The sequence below is a fragment of the Bacillota bacterium genome (assembly GCA_040757205.1).
Taxonomy (GTDB): domain Bacteria; phylum Bacillota; class Desulfotomaculia; order Desulfotomaculales; family Desulforudaceae; genus Desulforudis.
Genome location: JBFLXL010000001.1, coordinates 128505 through 145848, shown reverse-complemented (window position 1 = coordinate 145848; position 17344 = coordinate 128505). Strand labels below are relative to the sequence as shown.

13 protein-coding genes are annotated in these 17344 nt (G+C 61.6%); all 13 read right to left on the bottom strand.

All coding sequences use genetic code 11. The annotated features are described in order from the left end of the window. Window positions 1-78 precede the first annotated feature (78 nt). The 13 genes from dtd to AB1402_00615 all read right to left on the bottom strand — a co-directional run bounded on the left by dtd (window position 79) and on the right by AB1402_00615 (window position 17277). A complete protein-coding gene (gene dtd, locus AB1402_00675; GenBank protein ID MEW6540114.1) occupies window positions 79-528 on the bottom strand; it encodes a D-aminoacyl-tRNA deacylase in 450 nt (149 codons plus the stop codon). After that, the gene (locus AB1402_00670; GenBank protein MEW6540113.1) at window positions 528-2666 is read right to left on the bottom strand and encodes a bifunctional (p)ppGpp synthetase/guanosine-3',5'-bis(diphosphate) 3'-pyrophosphohydrolase; all 2139 of its coding nucleotides are present in this window, start codon (window positions 2664-2666) and stop codon (window positions 528-530) included. Before AB1402_00670 ends, dtd begins: the two co-directional genes overlap by 1 nt. Further along, window positions 2656-5325, bottom strand: a complete 2670-nt coding sequence (gene recJ / locus AB1402_00665) for a single-stranded-DNA-specific exonuclease RecJ (protein MEW6540112.1) — start codon at window positions 5323-5325, stop codon at window positions 2656-2658. Before recJ ends, AB1402_00670 begins: the two co-directional genes overlap by 11 nt. Before the next feature lie 83 nt (window positions 5326-5408). Continuing rightward, entirely contained in the window at window positions 5409-5699 is a 291-nt protein-coding gene (locus AB1402_00660; GenBank protein MEW6540111.1) for a transcriptional regulator, read from the bottom strand. A 593-nt stretch (window positions 5700-6292) separates the two neighbouring features. After that, window positions 6293-7771, bottom strand: a complete 1479-nt coding sequence (gene spoIVA / locus AB1402_00655) for a stage IV sporulation protein A (GenBank protein MEW6540110.1) — start codon at window positions 7769-7771, stop codon at window positions 6293-6295. Between the two features lie 236 nt (window positions 7772-8007). Then, complete coding sequence (locus AB1402_00650) at window positions 8008-9063, bottom strand: DRTGG domain-containing protein (GenBank protein MEW6540109.1); 1056 nt, start codon at window positions 9061-9063, stop codon at window positions 8008-8010. 11 nt (window positions 9064-9074) lie between these two features. Next, the gene (gene acs, locus AB1402_00645) at window positions 9075-11177 is read right to left on the bottom strand and encodes an acetate--CoA ligase alpha subunit (GenBank protein ID MEW6540108.1); all 2103 of its coding nucleotides are present in this window, start codon (window positions 11175-11177) and stop codon (window positions 9075-9077) included. A gap of 121 nt (window positions 11178-11298) precedes the next feature. Next, window positions 11299-11925, bottom strand: a complete 627-nt coding sequence (locus AB1402_00640; protein MEW6540107.1) for a cell wall hydrolase — start codon at window positions 11923-11925, stop codon at window positions 11299-11301. Window positions 11926-12105: 180 nt separating this feature from the next. Continuing rightward, window positions 12106-12840, bottom strand: coding sequence for an ATP-binding protein (locus AB1402_00635; protein MEW6540106.1), 735 nt, complete (start codon window positions 12838-12840; stop codon window positions 12106-12108). 13 nt (window positions 12841-12853) lie between these two features. Next, window positions 12854-13657, bottom strand: a complete 804-nt coding sequence (locus AB1402_00630; protein MEW6540105.1) for a DnaD domain protein — start codon at window positions 13655-13657, stop codon at window positions 12854-12856. Window positions 13658-14034: 377 nt separating this feature from the next. Beyond that, window positions 14035-15228, bottom strand: a complete 1194-nt coding sequence (locus AB1402_00625) for an AMP-binding protein (protein ID MEW6540104.1) — start codon at window positions 15226-15228, stop codon at window positions 14035-14037. Next, the gene (locus tag AB1402_00620; protein MEW6540103.1) at window positions 15225-16019 is read right to left on the bottom strand and encodes an ABC transporter ATP-binding protein; all 795 of its coding nucleotides are present in this window, start codon (window positions 16017-16019) and stop codon (window positions 15225-15227) included. The genes AB1402_00625 and AB1402_00620 overlap by 4 nt, the downstream gene beginning before the upstream one ends. A gap of 70 nt (window positions 16020-16089) precedes the next feature. Then, on the bottom strand, window positions 16090-17277 hold the full coding sequence (locus AB1402_00615; protein ID MEW6540102.1) for an ABC transporter substrate-binding protein: 1188 nt from the start codon (window positions 17275-17277) through the stop codon (window positions 16090-16092). Window positions 17278-17344: the final 67 nt, after the last annotated feature.

The window sequence follows — 17344 nt, the reverse complement described above, 5'->3', positions numbered from 1 at the left end:
CCCCCCTCTAAAAGAGATTCCCGCTGTCCAGACACAGGAGGAGTGTTGCGTGCGAAAAAAAGTCGTTGCTCCCCCTTATTAAAAGAGCTTCCTGCTGTCCAGAAGCAGGGTCACCGGACCGTCGTTAACGATCAGGACCTCCATGTGTTCCTGAAAACGCCCTTGGGCTGTGGGCACACCCAGAGCATCCATCCGCCGCACGAACTCGGCATACAGGAAGGCGGCGCGCTCCGGCGGCGCGGCCGCCGAAAAACCCGGCCGCCGCCCCTTACGGCAGTCCCCGAACAGGGTGAACTGGGACACGGCCAAAACGCCGCCGCCGTTTTCCAACAACGAACGGTTCAGCTTGCCGTTCTCGTCGGCGAAAACCCGCAGGTTGGCGATCCTCTCGGCCAAATAGGCGGCGTCGTCCGGGGTGTCTTCCCGGCCGACTCCCAGAAGGACCACGAAACCGCGGCCGATTTCCCCCACCGTCTCCCCCGCGACGGCCACCGCCCCCCGGGAGACGCGCTGGACCACCGCGCGCACTAGACCACCCGCCTCACTTCGTACACGTCCTTTATCTTGCCGATCTTTTGCCGGAGATAGTCAAATTGCTCCAGGTTCCGAATCTCAACGGTCAGGGCGATCGTCGCCATCTTGCTCTTGTCGCCCCGTGCCGTTACCCAACTGGCGCTGATTTTCATTTCGCTGAGCACATTCATCACGTCGCGCAAAAGCCCCGCCCGGTCCATTCCCGAAACCTCGAGCCGGATCTGGAACGGGATCTCGGTCTTTTCCCAGACCACTTCCACCAAGCGTTCCTGTTCCTTTTCCCGCCACATCCCGATGCTGCGGCAGTCCGCCCGGTGCACGGAAACTCCCCGTCCCCGCGTGATATAGCCCACGATGGCGTCCCCGGGCACCGGGTTGCAGCAGTGGGCCAGACGCACCAACAGGTTGTCGACTCCCAGAACCCGGACCCCCTGGGTGGCCGGAGAACGACGTTTTTCGACGACCACGTCCGGCAGCTCGACTTCCGCGGGCACCGGCCGGAACAGTTCCTTCAAACGCGCGACCAGGGCGTTGGCCGTCACCACGCCCAGCGATACCGCCGCTTGAACGTCCTCGACGGTGTGCAGGTTGTACTTTTTGCCCAGTTCCAACAGGCGGTCGCCGCGCAGGTGCTCCAACTCCAGGCCCTGCTTCCGCGCCTCGCGCTCCAGGGCTTCCCGCCCGCGCTGGACGTTCTCCTCGCGCTGTTCTTTCTTAAACCACTGCCGGATTTTGGTTTTCGCCTGCGGGGTCTTCACCAGGTTCAGCCAGTCGCGGCTGGGGCCCGCCTGTTTGGCCTTGATGATGTCGACGATGTCGCCGGTCTTCAACTGGTAGTTCAACGGCACCAGTCTGCCGTTCACCCGGGCCCCGATGCTCCGGTGACCGAGGTCGGTGTGGATGCGGTAGGCGAAATCCAGCGGAATCGAACCGGCCGGCAACTCCAGTACGTCGCCCACCGGTGTGAAGACGTAGACCGAATCGGCGAACAGGTCGATCTTCAGGGTTTCCATGAACTCGCGGGCGTCGCGCAACTCGTGCTGCCATTCCAGGAGCTGCCTCAGCCAGGCCAGCTTTTCGTCGAACGCGGGGTCGCCGCGGGCCCCGGTTTTGTAGCGCCAGTGCGCCGCGATGCCGTACTCGGCGGTACGGTGCATATCCCTGGTGCGCACCTGGATTTCCAGCACCTCGCCCTCGGGGCCGACCACGGAAGTATGCAGCGATTGGTACATGTTCGATTTGGGCATGGCGATATAGTCCTTGAACCGCCCGGGGACCGGCTTCCAAAGGGTGTGGACCACCCCGAGCGTGGCGTAGCAGTCTTTGACCGACTCCACCAGGATCCGGATGCCGAGGATGTCGAAGATCTCCTCCAGGTCCTTCTCCTGGGCCAACATCTTCTGGTAGATGCTGTACAGGTGTTTGGGCCGGCCCTGGATGTCCGAGTTGATGCCCATGCCGCCCAACTTTTCCTGCAGGATTCCGATTACACTCTCGATGTAACCCTCACGCACGCTGCGGGTCGCACTCAGGCGCCGGGTCAGTTCGCCGTGCCGTTGCGGCTCCCGGAAACGAAAAGCGATGTCCTCCAGCTCGGACTTGATCCGGTAGATGCCCAAGCGGTGGGCCAGAGGAGCGAAGATTTCCAGGGTTTCCTGGGCGATTTCCCGCTGTTTGGGCACCGTGTGGTACTGGAGCGTCCGCAGGTTGTGGAGGCGGTCGGCCAGCTTGATCAGGATCACCCGCACGTCCTTCGCCATCGCCAGGAGCATTTTCCGCAAGTTCTCGGCTTGCTGCTCCTCCTTGGAACGGTAAGCCAGGCGCCTCAGCTTGGTGACCCCGTCGACGAGCAGGGCGACCTCGTCGCCGAACTCCTCCCGGATGACGCACAGTTCGATCCCGGCGTCTTCCACGACGTCATGCAAAAGACCCCCGACCACGCTTTCCAGGTCGAGTTCCAGTTCGGCCAGGATCTGCGCCACTTCCAGCGGGTGAACGATGAAGTCCTCACCGGAAATCCGTTTCTGGTTGTGGTGCGCCTCCTGGGCGAACTCGTACGCCCGCTGAATAAAAGACATGTCCACGCGCGGGTTGTATTGCCGAATCCTCTCCACCAGCGGCTCAATCGGCATGCGGACCATCACCCAAAGAGATTATATCACACTTGAAAAACCGGGCCAGTTCACCGGGGGTCGCCTTTAGGAAGAACTGCTGGCACCCCCAGGCCTCGCGCTTTATCCGGTGCACGCGCCGGAACGTGGGCGCCTGGCTCAGGTGCTTTCGCCCGCCCGGTGCCTTCCGGACTTCCAGCCCCCCGTCAGCCAGGCGGGCGACCAAGCCGAGTTCCTCGAGGATGGTGAGGCCGACCTCCAGCGTGACGGGTGTAAACTCGGGGTGGCCTTGCGCGCGCATCGCGGAAAGGAGTGCGCGGCGGCCGGAGTCCACCCGGAGGTCCAAGGTGGGTAACAGCCGAAAGAGCGACAAAAGACACTTGCGGTTCGGGGCCAGACTGCGGAGATGACGTCGGTTACGGACGTGGTCGTGAACCGAAAAAGCCAGGATCAGTTCCTCCCCGCACCGGGCCAGGGTCTGCCACTCGGACCAATGGTACATCAGGCCGAGCGCCACAACCCGCGCGGGGAAAAGATCACAGCCGTCGGGAGGCACCGCGACCACGATGCCGGCCCCGCCGGACAAAAAACGTTCGCGGGTGCCGCCTTCCGCCGCAAGGGGCGCAGGGGGACAGTCCCCTTGGGGCCTTAGGGGGACTGTCCCCTGGTCCCCTTCCTTGGGGGTCAGCCATTCCACTCCTTCATGCCGCCCGGGAAGGGTCAGGCGCATTTTGGACACGATCTCCGAAACCATTTCGGGATTGGGTACGGCAACCAGCGTCGGGCGCTCCCCGTCCAAAAAACGCCGGGCTGCAGGTCCCCAGAACGGCAGATGCCGCAGGTCGTGTACCCGGCGGAGCCGCCAACCGCCGTCCGGGAGAAGGGAAAAAGGCGTCTGACACCTTTTTGGCATAAGTTCCCCGCCGGCCAGGGCCCGGGTGATGAAGGACGGCGCTACATACCCGCCGGCGACTCCCGCCGGCGACTCCCGGCCGGCCGCGGTTTCGGCGGTCAAGGCCGCAGCCGGTCCCGGCTTCCAGTCCACCATCTTGATTTCGGGCGTCTCTCTTCCGTTCCACCGGTTCATCACCGGCACAAAAGCCAGGTGCACCCGCCTGCACTCCTCCATTTGCACCTGTGCCGGGCCCAGTCCAAAGCCAATACCATACCTCACCGTCCGGCCCTGCTCAAGGACCAGTTTCAAATGTTCGCCCTCCCGCCCGACCTGGCTGCATTTCACGATCCGCATGTCCTCTGCGGCCAACACCGGAGGTTCGTTTTGCGCGCCCCAGGGTTCCAGGGCCTCAATTTCCCGCAAAACCTCCGGGGTAAGCTGATCCAAGGTTACCAGCGCCTCAATCTCTAACTCCGGCCGCGCCGGCTCCGGAAGGTGCCGGGCGTACCGGACCAGGGCTTCGGTGAAGCCGGGGATTGAGGCGGCGGGCAGACTGAAGCCGGCCGCGCCCCGGTGACCGCCAAAGCGGGTCAGCACCTCCCGGCAGGAATTCAGCGCCTCCATCAGGTTCCAGCCCTCTCCGGCCCGGATGGAACCCCGGCCCTCGCCGCCGTCCACCGCGATCAGGGCCACCGGTCTTCCCAGACGCCCGGCCAGGCGGGAAGCGACAATCCCCACCACCCCCGGGTGCCAGCCCTCGCCGCCGAGCACCACCGCCGGGGGCAGTTCCGCCAGTGCGCTCAATTCGGCCAGCGCCGCGGCCGACACTGTCTCCTCCAGGTACTTGCGCCGGTCGTTTAAGTCCGCCAGTTGGGCGGCCAGTACCGGCGCCTCACCGGGTTCGGCCAGGAGGATTTCCACTCCCAGTTCCGGGCGGCCGATGCGACCCGCGGCGTTCAGCAAGGGGGCGATACCGAACGCCACATCACGGACGGACGGTTTTTGGGCAAGTCCGGTGCCCAGGGCGGCGATCCCGGGATTTTCAATCAGTTGCGGCAAACCGTGACGGACCAGCAAGCGGTTTTCACCCCGCAGCGGCATCACGTCGGCCACCGTGCCCAGACAGGCCAGCCCCAGAAAAAATGTTGGCACCTCACCGCCCAGCAAGGCTTGGGCCAACTTGTAGGCCACCCCAACCCCGGCCAGATCCTTGAACGGGTAGTCGCAATCCGGCCGGCGCGGGTTTACCACCGGCACCGGCGGCAGAACACCCTGCGGCTCGTGGTGGTCGGTGACCACCACGCCCAGTCCCAGGGCCAAAGCCCGCTCTATTTCTCGACAAGCGGTGACCCCGCAGTCCACCGTAATGACCAGGCCGACTTCGTCGGCGGCGGCCCGCTCGAGCACCTCGAGATTCAGGCCGTAGCCGTCCGCCCGCCAAGGAATGTGATACTCAACCCGGCCGCCCAGAGTCCGCAGGGCAAACGTCATCAGGGCCACCGCCGTCATCCCGTCCGCGTCGTAGTCTCCGTAGACCAGGATCTTGTCGCCCGCGGCCAATGCCCTTCGAATCAGGTCCACGGCTCTCGTCATGTCGCGCAGCAAATACGGGGACCAAAGGCTACCCAGGTCCCCGTCCAAAAAAATTTGCGCTTCCCTGACGGTGATCATACCCCGGTTGACTAGCAACTGGCCCGTCAATTCCGAAATGCCGCACTCCCGCGCCAGCATCCGGGAAAGCACCGGTTCGGGCTTTTTCAACCGCCATTCCCGATGGTTGTTCATGTCTGCTCCAGGAAATTATTTCTGGACTTGATTATAATTGCCCGGAGGTCGGTTTACAAGCCCGGCCCGCTCCTGAGCCCCGACTATTGGAGCAGGTGCTCTTCCTTCAGATCGATGAATTCCCAGCCCAGCTTGGTCAGGCTGCAGATCTTGCTCTTCCCTTCCGCGGTAACATCCACCAGGCCGAGGGCGTAGAGCTGCATCACGATGTGATCCAGCACCGCCCGTTTCACGCGGGAGGTCAGCGAGAGCTCCTCTTTGTTCATGCGCCCCTGTTCGCCCAGCGCACGTAGCACCCTGGTCGCTTCCGGCGGCAGGCGGTGATCCACCTGCACAAAATACTCGGTCAGCGAAGCCGGCGTACTGATGACCATCCGTTTTTCCTCCTTCAGAATTGTTTTCACTAGTATGCACATTAAGTCCGTCATTAATAACAACTAAATGACTTATTCAGTATTGGCAAAATACTCTTTAAACCGTTAGAATATGGCAGGCGGCGGGACTGATAATCAACCGGACGATGGTTATACTACAAGTCAAGGGTCCGTAGTGGCCGAGCCTAAGATCACCGCCGGATCGAAAGGTTCGGCGGTGATCGAACCGAAGGCCGATGTCAGGTCAAGTGGCTTGGTATCGGCCGGAGGTAAGGGCGGATGGTTTCTCGAAGGGAAATCATTCGTCCGAGGCTAAGACCAAAGTGTTTGCCGACAACTCAGTTTATTCAGAGTATAGGGTTGTTGATGGTCGAGAGGCTGTCGGCAGCTCTTAAAGCAAACACTTTGGTCGAGCAAAGGTCATCACGGGTTCCGCAACGGTCCGTGGTCGCCAAAAGGTGGCCGCAGGCTGTGAAGGGATGCGTGGTGGCCGGAGCGCCGGCCATTACGGGCTCTTATAAATAGAAACCCTTCTCTTTTTTAAAGAGAAGGGTTTCTTGTTTCACACCAAAACGCTTCCCGGACAGACACTTTTAGATGATGATACAGATGAGGCCGCCGCTGCCGTCGTTCACTATTCTTTGCAGTGTCTCCTGCAGCTTTACCTGGGCGTTTTCAGGCATCCGGTGCAGTTTGTTCTGGATACCCTCCCGCACCAGATCGTGCAGGGACTTGCCGAAGATTTCCGAATCCCAGATTTTCTTCGGGTCGTCCTCGAATTCGTTCAGGATATACCGGACCAGTTCCTCGCACTGCTTCTCGGTGCCGATAATCGGGGTGATCTCGGTGGTGATGTCGGCCCGGATCACGTGCAACGACGGAGCACTGGCCTTCAAGCGCACCCCGAAACGGTTGCCCTGGCGGATCAGCTCCGGCTCTTCGAGATTCATCTCGTCCAGCCTCGGTGTGACCACGCCGTAACCGGTGTCCCGTACCTCGTGGAGGGCCGCGGCCACTTTGTCGTATTCCCGCTTGGCCACCGCCAGGTCCCTCGTCAAGCGGAACAGGTCCTGTTCCCCGGCGACCTGGAATCCGGTCTGCTCGGTGATGATTTCGTAGAACAGGTTCGGGCGGGCCTTCACTTCCACCAAGGCCCAACCGGTACCCATGTTCAGGTCCCGCAAGGTGGTTTCGTCTACGAAATCCTGCTGCGCCAGGAGGTCGGTCGCTTCTTGGATGTCCCGGACCCGGTTTACCCGCCGGACGGCCTCCCGGACGGCCGACTCAAACCGCTCGCGCAGCCAATGCAATGAATCCAGTTCTTCCACCCACAGCGGGATATCGACTCTGACTTCGGTCACCGGAAACTCGTACAGGATCTCCTCCAGGATGGTGACCGCGTCGCCCTGGCTCATTTCCAGGCAGTCGAGCGGCAGTACCGGCACGTCGTATTTGGCCTGCAACTCCCCGGCCAGGTGTTGCGTATCCAGGGCGTGCGGTTTGGTGGTGTTCAGGATCACCAAAAAGGGCTTTTTTAACTGCTTCAGCTCGTCAATGACCCGCTCCTCGGCTTCAACGTAGTTTTCCCGCCGGATGTCCGTAATGCTCCCGTCAGTGGTGATTACCAGGCCGATGGTGGAATGATCGGTGATCACCTTGCGCGTGCCGATTTCAGCCGCTTCCATGAACGGGATCGGTTCTTCAAACCACGGCGTCGTCACCATTCTGGGCTCTTCGTCTTCTTCAAAACCCAGGGCTCCCTCCACCCGGTAACCCACGTTGTCGACCAGGCGCACCCGCAATCTGACGTTTTGCCCGACCAGGATCTCCACCGCCTCGTTGGGAACAAACTTGGGTTCGGTGGTCATCACCGTGCGGCCGGCGCCGCTCTGCGGCAGCTCGTCGCGGGCCCGTTCTTTGTCGTAGATGTCCTTGATGTTCGGGATGACCAAAAGTTCCATAAACCTTTTGATGAACGTGGATTTGCCGGTACGCACGCCCCCGACCACCCCGATGTAGATGTCACCCCCGGTACGCTCGGCGATATCACGGAAAATGTCTATTCTTTCCATTCCTTGCTTCCCCCCTTTGAATTTCAAGGTATCCGGCCTTCGTTGTCCAGAGCTTTACTCAACCCTAACGCATCCCCCCCGGGGTGAATCCCATTGGGAAGAATATTTTTCCATAATCGGGCATTAACACTATATATATATGACCGGGGGTGTCCAATATACCGGGAGACCAAACAAAAAATCCCACCCGATTTCCAGGGTGGGATTGCCGCTCTTTTCCGGCCCAAAACCGAGGCTTACGCCTCCAGAAGTTCAATAATCCTCTGCCAGTCGCAGTACTGCTCAATGTTCTCCCGCGCCAGCGCAATCGCCTTTTCGTCACCGGGCCGGATACGCCGGGCCACCGCCGAAAGCCGCTCAATGGTCGTGACGGTGTCGTAGTGGACCAGGATCACCGGCACCCCTTTCTCCTTGGCCCTGGTGATCACATTGAGATGCGGATACAGGCCGCCGGTGAGGATCAGTACCGACGTGCTCGTCTCGAGGGCCGCGAGCGCGTAGTCCGCCCGGTCACCCCCGATGATCACCGCTTTGTTCAGGCCGCGCCGCAGGTGATCCAGAGCGCTGTCGATCGTCATCGCCCCGATGAGCACGTCCTCGACCAAAAGCTCCAGTCTGTCCCCGCCGACTAGAAGCTCGCCGCCCAGGACATCGTGGTATTCGGCCACGGTCGGCGCGTGAATTTCGCGCCGGTGGGGAATCGCCCCGAGCCAGCGGAAACCGGAAGACTCCAGCAAGTTGGCGTACTCCCCCTGGGTCTTCGCCAGCATCGGCCGCGGAATGTTGTTGAAAATGTTCCCCACCAGGTTCAGGCCCTTGCACTGGATGTAGCGGTTATAAAACACCGTCTGGTCGAAATCAAAGTCGTTTCTGATCCGCATGGTGCACAGGATGCCGGCGCCGACCGCGTCGGCGATGCTCACCGCGTCCAGGCCGAAAGTGGCCATCACCCACGGAAAACTGGTACCGTCGATAATCACCGGGTCGTACCGGCCGGCGATCAAGCGGTACGCCGCAAACACCCGGTCCCGGCATTCCTGGGGCTCGCCGTACCCGGACACATAGAAGTTGCCCGCCGTAAGCGGGACTATGGTCTCCAGGTCCTCGGCCATTTTCAGGACCGTTTTCATCAGTACGCCGTCCTCGTCACGCGGGTGCAACACCCCGGCCGTGCTGCCGACAGGCTTGAAATATCCGGGATTAAACCCCTCCTGGCGCAGTTTCAGCACCAGTCCCAGGGCCACCGCCGTTTTTCCGCTTCCGGGGGTACCGATCAAGTACAGGCTCTTCACTGTTCGCCACCTCACGAAATGGTAATTTTCACGTCCAGGGCCTGCGCTCCCGACACATATGCGAACACCGGATTGATGTCCATCTCCGTGATTTCCGGAAAATCAACGACCAACTGGGCCACCCGGGCGACAATACCGGCCAAAGCGCCGATGTCGGCCGGTTTCTGGCCGCGGTAACCGCGCAACAGCGTAAAGGCCTTGGTTTCCATGATCATCTTATCGATCTCCGCCCGGGTAAGCCCATGGGCCAGCCGGAAGGAGACATCCTCCAGCAGGTTCACGTAGATGCCGCCTAGGCCGAACGCGATCAAGGGGCCGAAGTGGACATCCCGGCTCATCCCGATGATGACCTCCGTGCCCTTGGGCGCCATGCGCTGGACCTCGATTCCGTGCGGGATGACATTGGGCAACGAGCGCTGCACGTTGCTCATCACCGCCCAGAAGCCGGCCATCACCTCGCCGGGCGTGTCCAGGCCCATCCGCACTCCCCCGATGTCGGTCTTGTGGATTATTTTCGGCGAAGCCACCTTCAGCACCACCGGGTAACCGATTTCCTCCGCCGCGGCGACCGCCTCCTCGGCCCTGGTCGCCAACCTGGTGGGAGCCACCGGTATGCCGTAGGCCTCAATCACCGCCGCTCCTTCACTGCCCAGGAGCACCAGCCGGTTGTCCTCTTTCACCGCCTGAAAAATCTCCGCCACCCGCTCCCGGTCCACACCCTCGAATTTCGGCAGCGCTTCGGCGGCCGGAGCGTTCCTTAACCGGGCGTACTGGGCCAGCCCCCTCATGGCGCCGATCGCCGTTTCCGGAAAGGTGTAGCACGGTATGTCGGCCGCGCCAAGAATATCGACACCCTCTTTCAGGCTTTCACCGCCCATGTATACTCCGAAGAGGGGCTTCCCGGGAAAACGCCGGGCGACTTCCACTATCGCCCTCGCGGTCTCCGCCGGTTCCGCAGTGGCGGTCGGGCAGACCAGGACGACGGCGGAATCGACGCTCTCGTCCGCCAGCACCTGCTCCAGCGCAAAGCGGTAGCGGTCGGCCCGGGCGTCTCCCAGGACGTCGACCGGATTGTAGATGTTCGCCTCCCGCGGCAATTCCGCCCGCAGCGCTTCCAGGGTCGACCGGTTGAACCGCGCGATGGTCAACCCCTGCCGCTCCGCGCTGTCCGTGGCCACAATCCCGGGGCCGCCGGAGTTCGTCACGATGGCCAACCGGTCCCCCTTCGGAACGGGCTGGTGGGCGAAGGCCGCCGCCAAGTCGAATAGTTCGGCCATTGTCGCCACCCGGATCACCCCGGCTTGGCGAAAGGCGACTTCGTAGGCCAGGTCGGTGCCGACCAGCGCCCCGGTGTGGGAGGAAGCCGCCTGAGCCCCGGCCTGACTGGTTCCGGATTTTAAGACCACAATCGGCTTCTTGCGGCTGACCCGGCTGCACACTTCCAGAAAACGCAGGCCGTCGGCCACGTCCTCGATGTAACCAAGGATAACCTTGGTCGTGGAGTCGTCGGCGACCGCGTTGACAAAATCGGCCTCGTTCAGGTCCGACTTGTTGCCCAGACTGATGAACTTGCTGAAGCCGAGGCCGGTGATCAGGCTCCAATCCAGGATCGCCACCAGCATCGCGCCGCTTTGGGAAATGAAGGTGATTTCCCCCCGGCCCGGAAAGCCGGCGGCAAACGAAGCATTCAGGGGGGTGTGCGTGTCCATTATGCCCACACAATTCGGTCCTACCACCCGCATGCCGTTCTTTTTGGCCGCCGCCGTCAGCTCTTTCTCCCGCTCCAGGCCAAGAGCGCCCGTTTCCTTGAAACCGGCGCTGATCACGACCAGGTGCTTCACCCCGGCACGCCCGCATTCTTCAACGACCGGCAGGACTCCGGCGGCAGGGACGGCGACCACCGCCACCTCGACGGCGCCGGGGACCTTGGTAATCGACGCGTAAGCGGGATAGCCCTCGATTTCCTGCTCCCTCGGGTTGATCGGGATGATCCGCCCGCCATAACCCGAGGCAATGACGTTTTTCAAAATGATATTGCCGATCTTGCCCGGCTTGCCGGAAGCGCCGATAATCGCTATGGAGGCCGGATTGAAAAGAGCGGATAAGTTCTCCAAACCGGTCACCTTCCCGCTTATACTACCAGTAGCCTACACCTGGATCCGACAGTTTATAGCCTTTTCGCTGCCGGCCGCGGCAGTCCTTTTTATGCCAAAAAAAAAGCGCCCGCGGGCGCTCCTAAATTTTTGTGGCAAAGACATGGTTCCCGATGGTCGTGATCACCGGCAGCGTCCTAATCCAGGCGTCATTGGCCAGCTTCGGATTGTAGAAGAACAACGCCCCCTGAGTGGGGTCGATTCCCCTAAGGGCTTGCCTCGCCGCCTGAAACGCCTGTTCGTCGGGTGTGAGGGCGATCGAACCGTCACCGACCGGTGAGAACTGAAAGACGTCGGCGTTTCGCTGGAAGATTACGCTCCGCAAATCTTTAGGAAAGTCGGGGCTGGCCAAGCGGTTCATGATCACCGCTCCGACGGCCACCTGACCGGCAAAACTCTCCCCCCGCGCCTCGGCGTGAATGATCCGCGCCAGGAGCGTCAGTTCCTCGTGGCAAATATTGCCGCGGGTATAGCGGAGAACGTGCTCGGGAATTACCAGCACCTGGTTGGGCACGATCAGGTCTCCCCGCAGGCGGTTGGCGGCGCTCAGCACACCGACCGAAATGCCGTATTGCCGGGAGATGTCGTAGAGTGTGTCCCCGTTTCGCACCGTGTAATAGACGTGCGCCGACGCCGGCGCCGACGCCGGCGAAAACGCGGCCCCCAGTGCCAGAACCAGGATCAGGATGCTTACATATATTGCTCTCATTGTCTCCTCCTTCCGCAAAACGTATTGTGCATTGTCCAATGCACCAGTATGCAGCCATTTAACGGCTGCACAGTTAATTATATCCATGTGGGCGTGCGAAATATAACCGGGGAGGCGTGCGCCGCAAGCCTATGCCGGAGTTTTCAAGGGGAGCTTCCGGGTGGTTTTTGCGGCTCACTTCTATCTGCCGGCGGCCTCTTCGGGATTCAGGCGGCGGGAAATGCGGATGTCGACGTCGGTCAGGAGACGGTAGGGGCGGCACAACTGGAAAAGGCGGGATGTTGTCCGCTCCCCCAGGTATTCCTCCAGGTCTTCCAGGCTCACGTTGGTGGTGACCACCACCGGGAGCTGATGGTTCAGGCGGTGGTTCACCAAAGAATAAAGCTTCTGGCGGCCCCACTCGGTGTAGTGGTGGGCGCCCAGGTCGTCAAGAACCAGGACCGGCACCCACTTCGCCGCCTCCGTCAGCTCCAGCTCGGTGTACCCGGGCCTTTCCAGGTCGTAGGTGGACCGGATCCGGTCCAGGTAGTCCGGAACCACCAGAAAGAGGACTTGAACGTGAGCGTCCAGCAAAGCGTTGGCGATGCAACAAGCAAGAAAGGTCTTCCCCGTACCCACCCGTCCGGTAAACAGAAGCCCATCGGCGGCCGGCCCGGCCTTGGCCTTTTCCACGAAGGTGCGCGCCGCCCTGAGAGCGATTTGAGCCGTCTCGCGGTACGTTCGCCCCCCGTCGGCCTGTTCGGAGGAGTAGTAGTGCAGCCCAAACCGGTCGAAAGTCTGCCGCCGCAAGCTCTGTGTGAGTTGGGCCGCCTTCAGCTGGTGCGAGAGGGCCAGCTCTTGCGCGCACCGGCACGTATGCGCCGCCCCGGCCGCTATGTAAATGCCCCGGTCGCCACAGATGTTGCAGGCCGGCATGTTAAAAGGCTCCTTAGCTCATGTACAGGCCCTTGATGAGTGCCTTTTCCTTCTCCCGGTTGCGGGTTTCGGCGCCCGCTTTCTTGGGTTTGCGCTCGCTCCGGCGCTGCTGGAACTCCTGTTCAAAAGCCGCCACCTGCTCGATGGTCCGCAGGTTGTTCTTGTACCAGGTCAACAGGATGCTGTCGATGTACTTGAAATTGTGCTTGCCGATCAGCACCGCCCGGCGCAGGGCTTCCCGGACCAGGGACGGACCAAGCCCTGAATACCAGCGCGCTACCTGCTCGGCTTCAATCGGGGACAGCGGTCTCCCGAACTCCCCCGCAAACTCGGTGTACAGCCGGCCCAGTTCGCGGTCCGCCAATCCGGCGCCGGTCTTTCCACTCTCCAACAGACTCTGGGTCAGTTCGATCTCGTGCACCTTGCTCCTGGCCCAAGCCTCCGAGAGTCTTTCAAACAAGGGTTCGAAATCGTACCCTTCGGTTACCCTCTGATCACCCTCGCGAAAGTACTGGGTAACGGCAATGACACCTTTCTCCAGCAGGCTCTCCAGGTCGCGCTCCGCCTGGACCTGACCCCCGGACAAAAACTCGCCGAGAACGGCCGCCGGCGGGCACAATTCCTTATCTTCAATCCGCAGGCGCAAAAGGTGCAAAAGGAGCATCATTTCCGACTCGCTCACGCCCATCTGGCGGTACGATCTCAGCAACAGGCTGGGCACGAAGGTTACCCCGTGGATGAAAAGGTCCGTACCGAAAGCCGCCGTAATGTTGCCCTCCCGGTACCGCCTGACCGCCTGGCCGTTACGCTTCGCCATGCCTGTCGCCTCCTGAATTCTATTCTATTCCCGCGTTTCTAGGTTTGTCCAACAGCACCACGTGCCGTCGGCGAAAAGTAGCTGTCTAAGAGCTTTGCGTTTATCTGGTTGCTCTTGCGCTCTGTCCGGTCCGGATGCCGGTTCGGGCCGACGGTACGCGTCGGACCCGACAAAAAAAGAGGTCCCGGAAATACGGTTCCAACCAGGCATGATCGCCTACGGAATGCGGCTTCCCGGGCCGCCTCACCAATCCGGCAACGCCTTTGCGGACGGGACCGGCCCCAACATGCGGCGCAAAGCGGATTTCCGCCAAACCCGAGTCAAGGGCCTGGCGGCAGAAGTCGTCGATGGCGGACAGTGGCGAGATTTTCGGGGGGCTATTCCCAGGTGCGAGTGTCCAGGATATTGCGGTCGGCCTCACTGAAGGTTCCGGTCGGCACTGTTTCCACCCCGCAGGTGAATCTCAGTATTTCCTTGGCCTGCCGGGCTACCGCCGCCGACGCCCCGGCGGCGTCCCGGTCCGGCTCCAGTTCGATCTTCAAGGTAAGAACATCGCGAAAATCCACCCGGCTGATTTGGGCCTGAAGAAACCGGACCCCGGCGCACCGGGACCGCAGTTCTTCGACCTGGTGCGGGTACAGGAAAAGACCCTTCACCTTGACCCCGTCCGCGGTGCGGCCCAAAATGCCGGTCAGCCGCTCGCCCGGCCGACCACAGGGGCAGGCCGCATTCGTCAACGCCCCCAGATCCCCGGTGCCGAAACGAAGCAGGGGGTAGGTGGGCTCCAGCAGTGTGACCACCACCTCGCCGGGCTGTTCGGGCGTGAGCGCCCGACCCGTCTCCGGATCAACCACCTGGACGATAACCCCTTGGGCCAGGTGAAAACCGCTCCGCGCCGGACACTCATAAGCCACACAGCCCAAATCAGCCGTGCCGTATCCCTGGAACACCTCAATGCCGAACTCCTGAGCCAAAATAGAGCGCAACCCCTCCAAAAGTTTTTCGGCGGCCACCCAGGCTTTGCGCAACCGGATATCGCCCCGGCACCCCAGTTCCTGCGCCTTCTTCACCAGTGTGTAGAGGAAAGAAGGCACCCCGATGTAACCGGTGACTCCGGTCTCCCGCATGATTTGGACCTGAAGCTCGGCATTGCCGACACCGGCCGGAATCACGGTGCATCCCAGCCGGCGCAGGGCATTGTCGAACATCATGCCCGCCGGAGTCAGGTGGTACGAAAACGTGTTTAAAACGATATCCCCCTGAGCAAAACCCGCAGCTCGGAGCGCTTGGCCCCAACGCCAGAAGTCGGGGCCGGACCCCTCGGGGTCGTAGATCGGACCCGGGGAAACAAAAATACGCTGCAGTTCGCCTTCCGGCACGGTCAGGAACCCGCCGAAAGGAGGGGCCGACCGTTGCCTTCCGGCCAACTCGCTTTTGCGCAGCAAGGGAACCCGGTCCAAGTCGGCGCGGGACCGGATGTCCTCGGGCCGAAGGCCCGCCGCCGCAAATATCTCCCGCACCGCGGGCGATTTGGCGTAGGCGGCATGCACGAACTTGGGAAGAGAATTCAAGACAACCACCTCTTGCGTCGTTTGTAGTGCTTGACGTCCCGGTAACTTTTGCGCTTGCCGACGTCCGACAGGCCCAGGTAGAACTCGCGGACGTCCTCGTTGTCCACCAGCCGGCCAACCTCGCCCTCCAGCACGATTTTGCCGCCTTCCATGATGTAGCCGTAGTCGGCGATCCCCAGAGCCACGTTCGCGTTTTGTTCGACCACCAGGATGGTGGTCCCTTGTTCCTGGTTGATCCGCTTGATGATCCGGAAAATCTCCTGCACCAAAAGCGGCGCCAACCCCAGAGACGGTTCATCCAGCAGCATCAGGCGGGGGCGCGCCAAGAGGCCACGGCCGATGGCCAGCATCTGCTGTTCGCCCCCCGAAAGATAACCGGCCGTACGGTGTCTTAAGTCGCGCAGCCGGGGGAAGTAATCGTATACCAGTTCGATGTCGGCGCGGATATGCTTGCGGTCGCGGCGGGTGTACGCCCCCGCGATCAGGTTTTCTTCCACGTTTAAGTGCTCGAAGACCCTCCGCCCCTCCATCACCTGAAAAATACCCCTGCGGACGATAATCTCCGGATCCAAGCCGCTGATCCGCGCACCGTCGAACTCGATGAACCCGTCGGTGACCTGACCCTTCTCCGACTTGAGCAGCCCGGAAATCGCCTTCAGGGTCGTGGTTTTGCCCGCCCCGTTACTCCCCAGGAGGGCGACGATTTTCCCCTCGGGGACGGTCAGGGACATCCCCTTCAAGACCAGGATGACGTGGTCGTAGATTACTTCCACGTTGTTCAGCACCAGCAAGGCCACCCCCACCCCTTCGTGAAAAACCCGCGGGACGGTGGGGCTTTCCGCCGTCCCGCGTGCCGTTCGTCTACTTGTAACTGATCCAGTCGGTCAGGTACACCATACCCCCGTCCTGCACTTGGGCCAGCCGGGCGTGGACACTGCCCCGGTGACTCTCGGACGTAAAGGTGACCGGCGCCCCCAAACCGGCGGGGTCGAAGCCGCTTAAGCTTTCCAAACCCTTGCGGATGCCGGGCCCGGTGAAGTCGCCGCCGGAGAGGCGCACGCCTTCGAGCATCACCATGGCGGACATCCAGCCCTGCACGAACTTCTGGTTGACGTCCCCGAAACCTTTGCCCTTGGATTCCAGGTAGGCCTTAATGTCGGCCATGCCGGCCACGTCCTCGCCCGGGAACGCAAACGGCACCACGCCGATGTAGCCGTTCGCCGCGACGCCCGCCAGTTGCACGATCTTTTCGTCGAACGCCCAGTTCAGGCCGATGAACTGCGTTGGGACCTCCAGCTTCCGGGCGTCCTTGAGGACCGTGGCCGCCAGGTTGGAGGTCCCCTGGATGATGGCGAAGTCGGCGCCGTTGTTTTTTAGATTAAGCATCTGCGTGGTGGCGTCGAGCGTGCGCAGGTCAAGCACTTCGTCCCCCACCAGTTCAAACCCCAACTCTTGGGCGAACGACTTGGCGTCTTCCAGGTGCGAGGTCCCGAACGGCGTGTTGTTGTACACGAACGAGAGCTTCGGCGCCCGGGCCTCCGGCCAGTTATCCTTGGCCCACTTCAGCGCAATGCGGGCTTGGTCGGAGTAGCTCGCCGCCAGCACGAAGTTGTACGGGCAGGCTTCGATATCCGTCAGGTACTCGGAATACGAACCGGACAGGTACGGGATCTCGTCTTTGGCCACAAAGCCCTTCAGGGCGTCGGTGTCACCCGTGCCCCAGCCGAGGATGGCGGGCACGCCGGTGCTCTTTACCAGTTTGTTGTATGCCTCCTGGGCCCGCTTGATCTCGTACGCATAGTCGATCGCCTCCAGACGTACCGGATGGCCGTCGAGGCCGCCCTTGCCGTTTAAGTACTTAAAATAGGCTTGGGCGCCGTCATGGAATGGACTGCCCACGTCCCCGGTGGGCCCGGTCAAGTCGATAATTCCCCCGATGACGATTTCCTTTTTGGTTTCCGCCGGAGGCGCACTGCCGCCGCCGCAGCCGCCGGCCAGCAGTGCCGCGGCCAGCAGCAAACAGATCACTGCCAATCCCCGCTTCTTCATTGCTTCCCCCTCCAAAAAAATAGATGACTTCTCTAAAGCCGGCCACCCGGTTTCTCTCGAGCATCCC

Bases quoted from the DNA above. Each gene is read 5' to 3' on its own strand.
- recJ (MEW6540112.1), bottom strand. From the start codon at position 5,325: ATGAACAACCATCGGGAATGGCGGTTGAAAAAGCCCGAACCGGTGCTT.
- AB1402_00635 (MEW6540106.1), bottom strand. From the start codon at position 12,840: ATGCCGGCCTGCAACATCTGTGGCGACCGGGGCATTTACATAGCGGCC.
- AB1402_00660 (MEW6540111.1), bottom strand. From the start codon at position 5,699: ATGGTCATCAGTACGCCGGCTTCGCTGACCGAGTATTTTGTGCAGGTG.
- spoIVA (MEW6540110.1), bottom strand. From the start codon at position 7,771: ATGGAAAGAATAGACATTTTCCGTGATATCGCCGAGCGTACCGGGGGT.
- AB1402_00615 (MEW6540102.1), bottom strand. From the start codon at position 17,277: ATGAAGAAGCGGGGATTGGCAGTGATCTGTTTGCTGCTGGCCGCGGCA.
- AB1402_00670 (MEW6540113.1), bottom strand. From the start codon at position 2,666: ATGCCGATTGAGCCGCTGGTGGAGAGGATTCGGCAATACAACCCGCGC.
- AB1402_00630 (MEW6540105.1), bottom strand. From the start codon at position 13,657: ATGGCGAAGCGTAACGGCCAGGCGGTCAGGCGGTACCGGGAGGGCAAC.
- AB1402_00640 (MEW6540107.1), bottom strand. From the start codon at position 11,925: ATGAGAGCAATATATGTAAGCATCCTGATCCTGGTTCTGGCACTGGGG.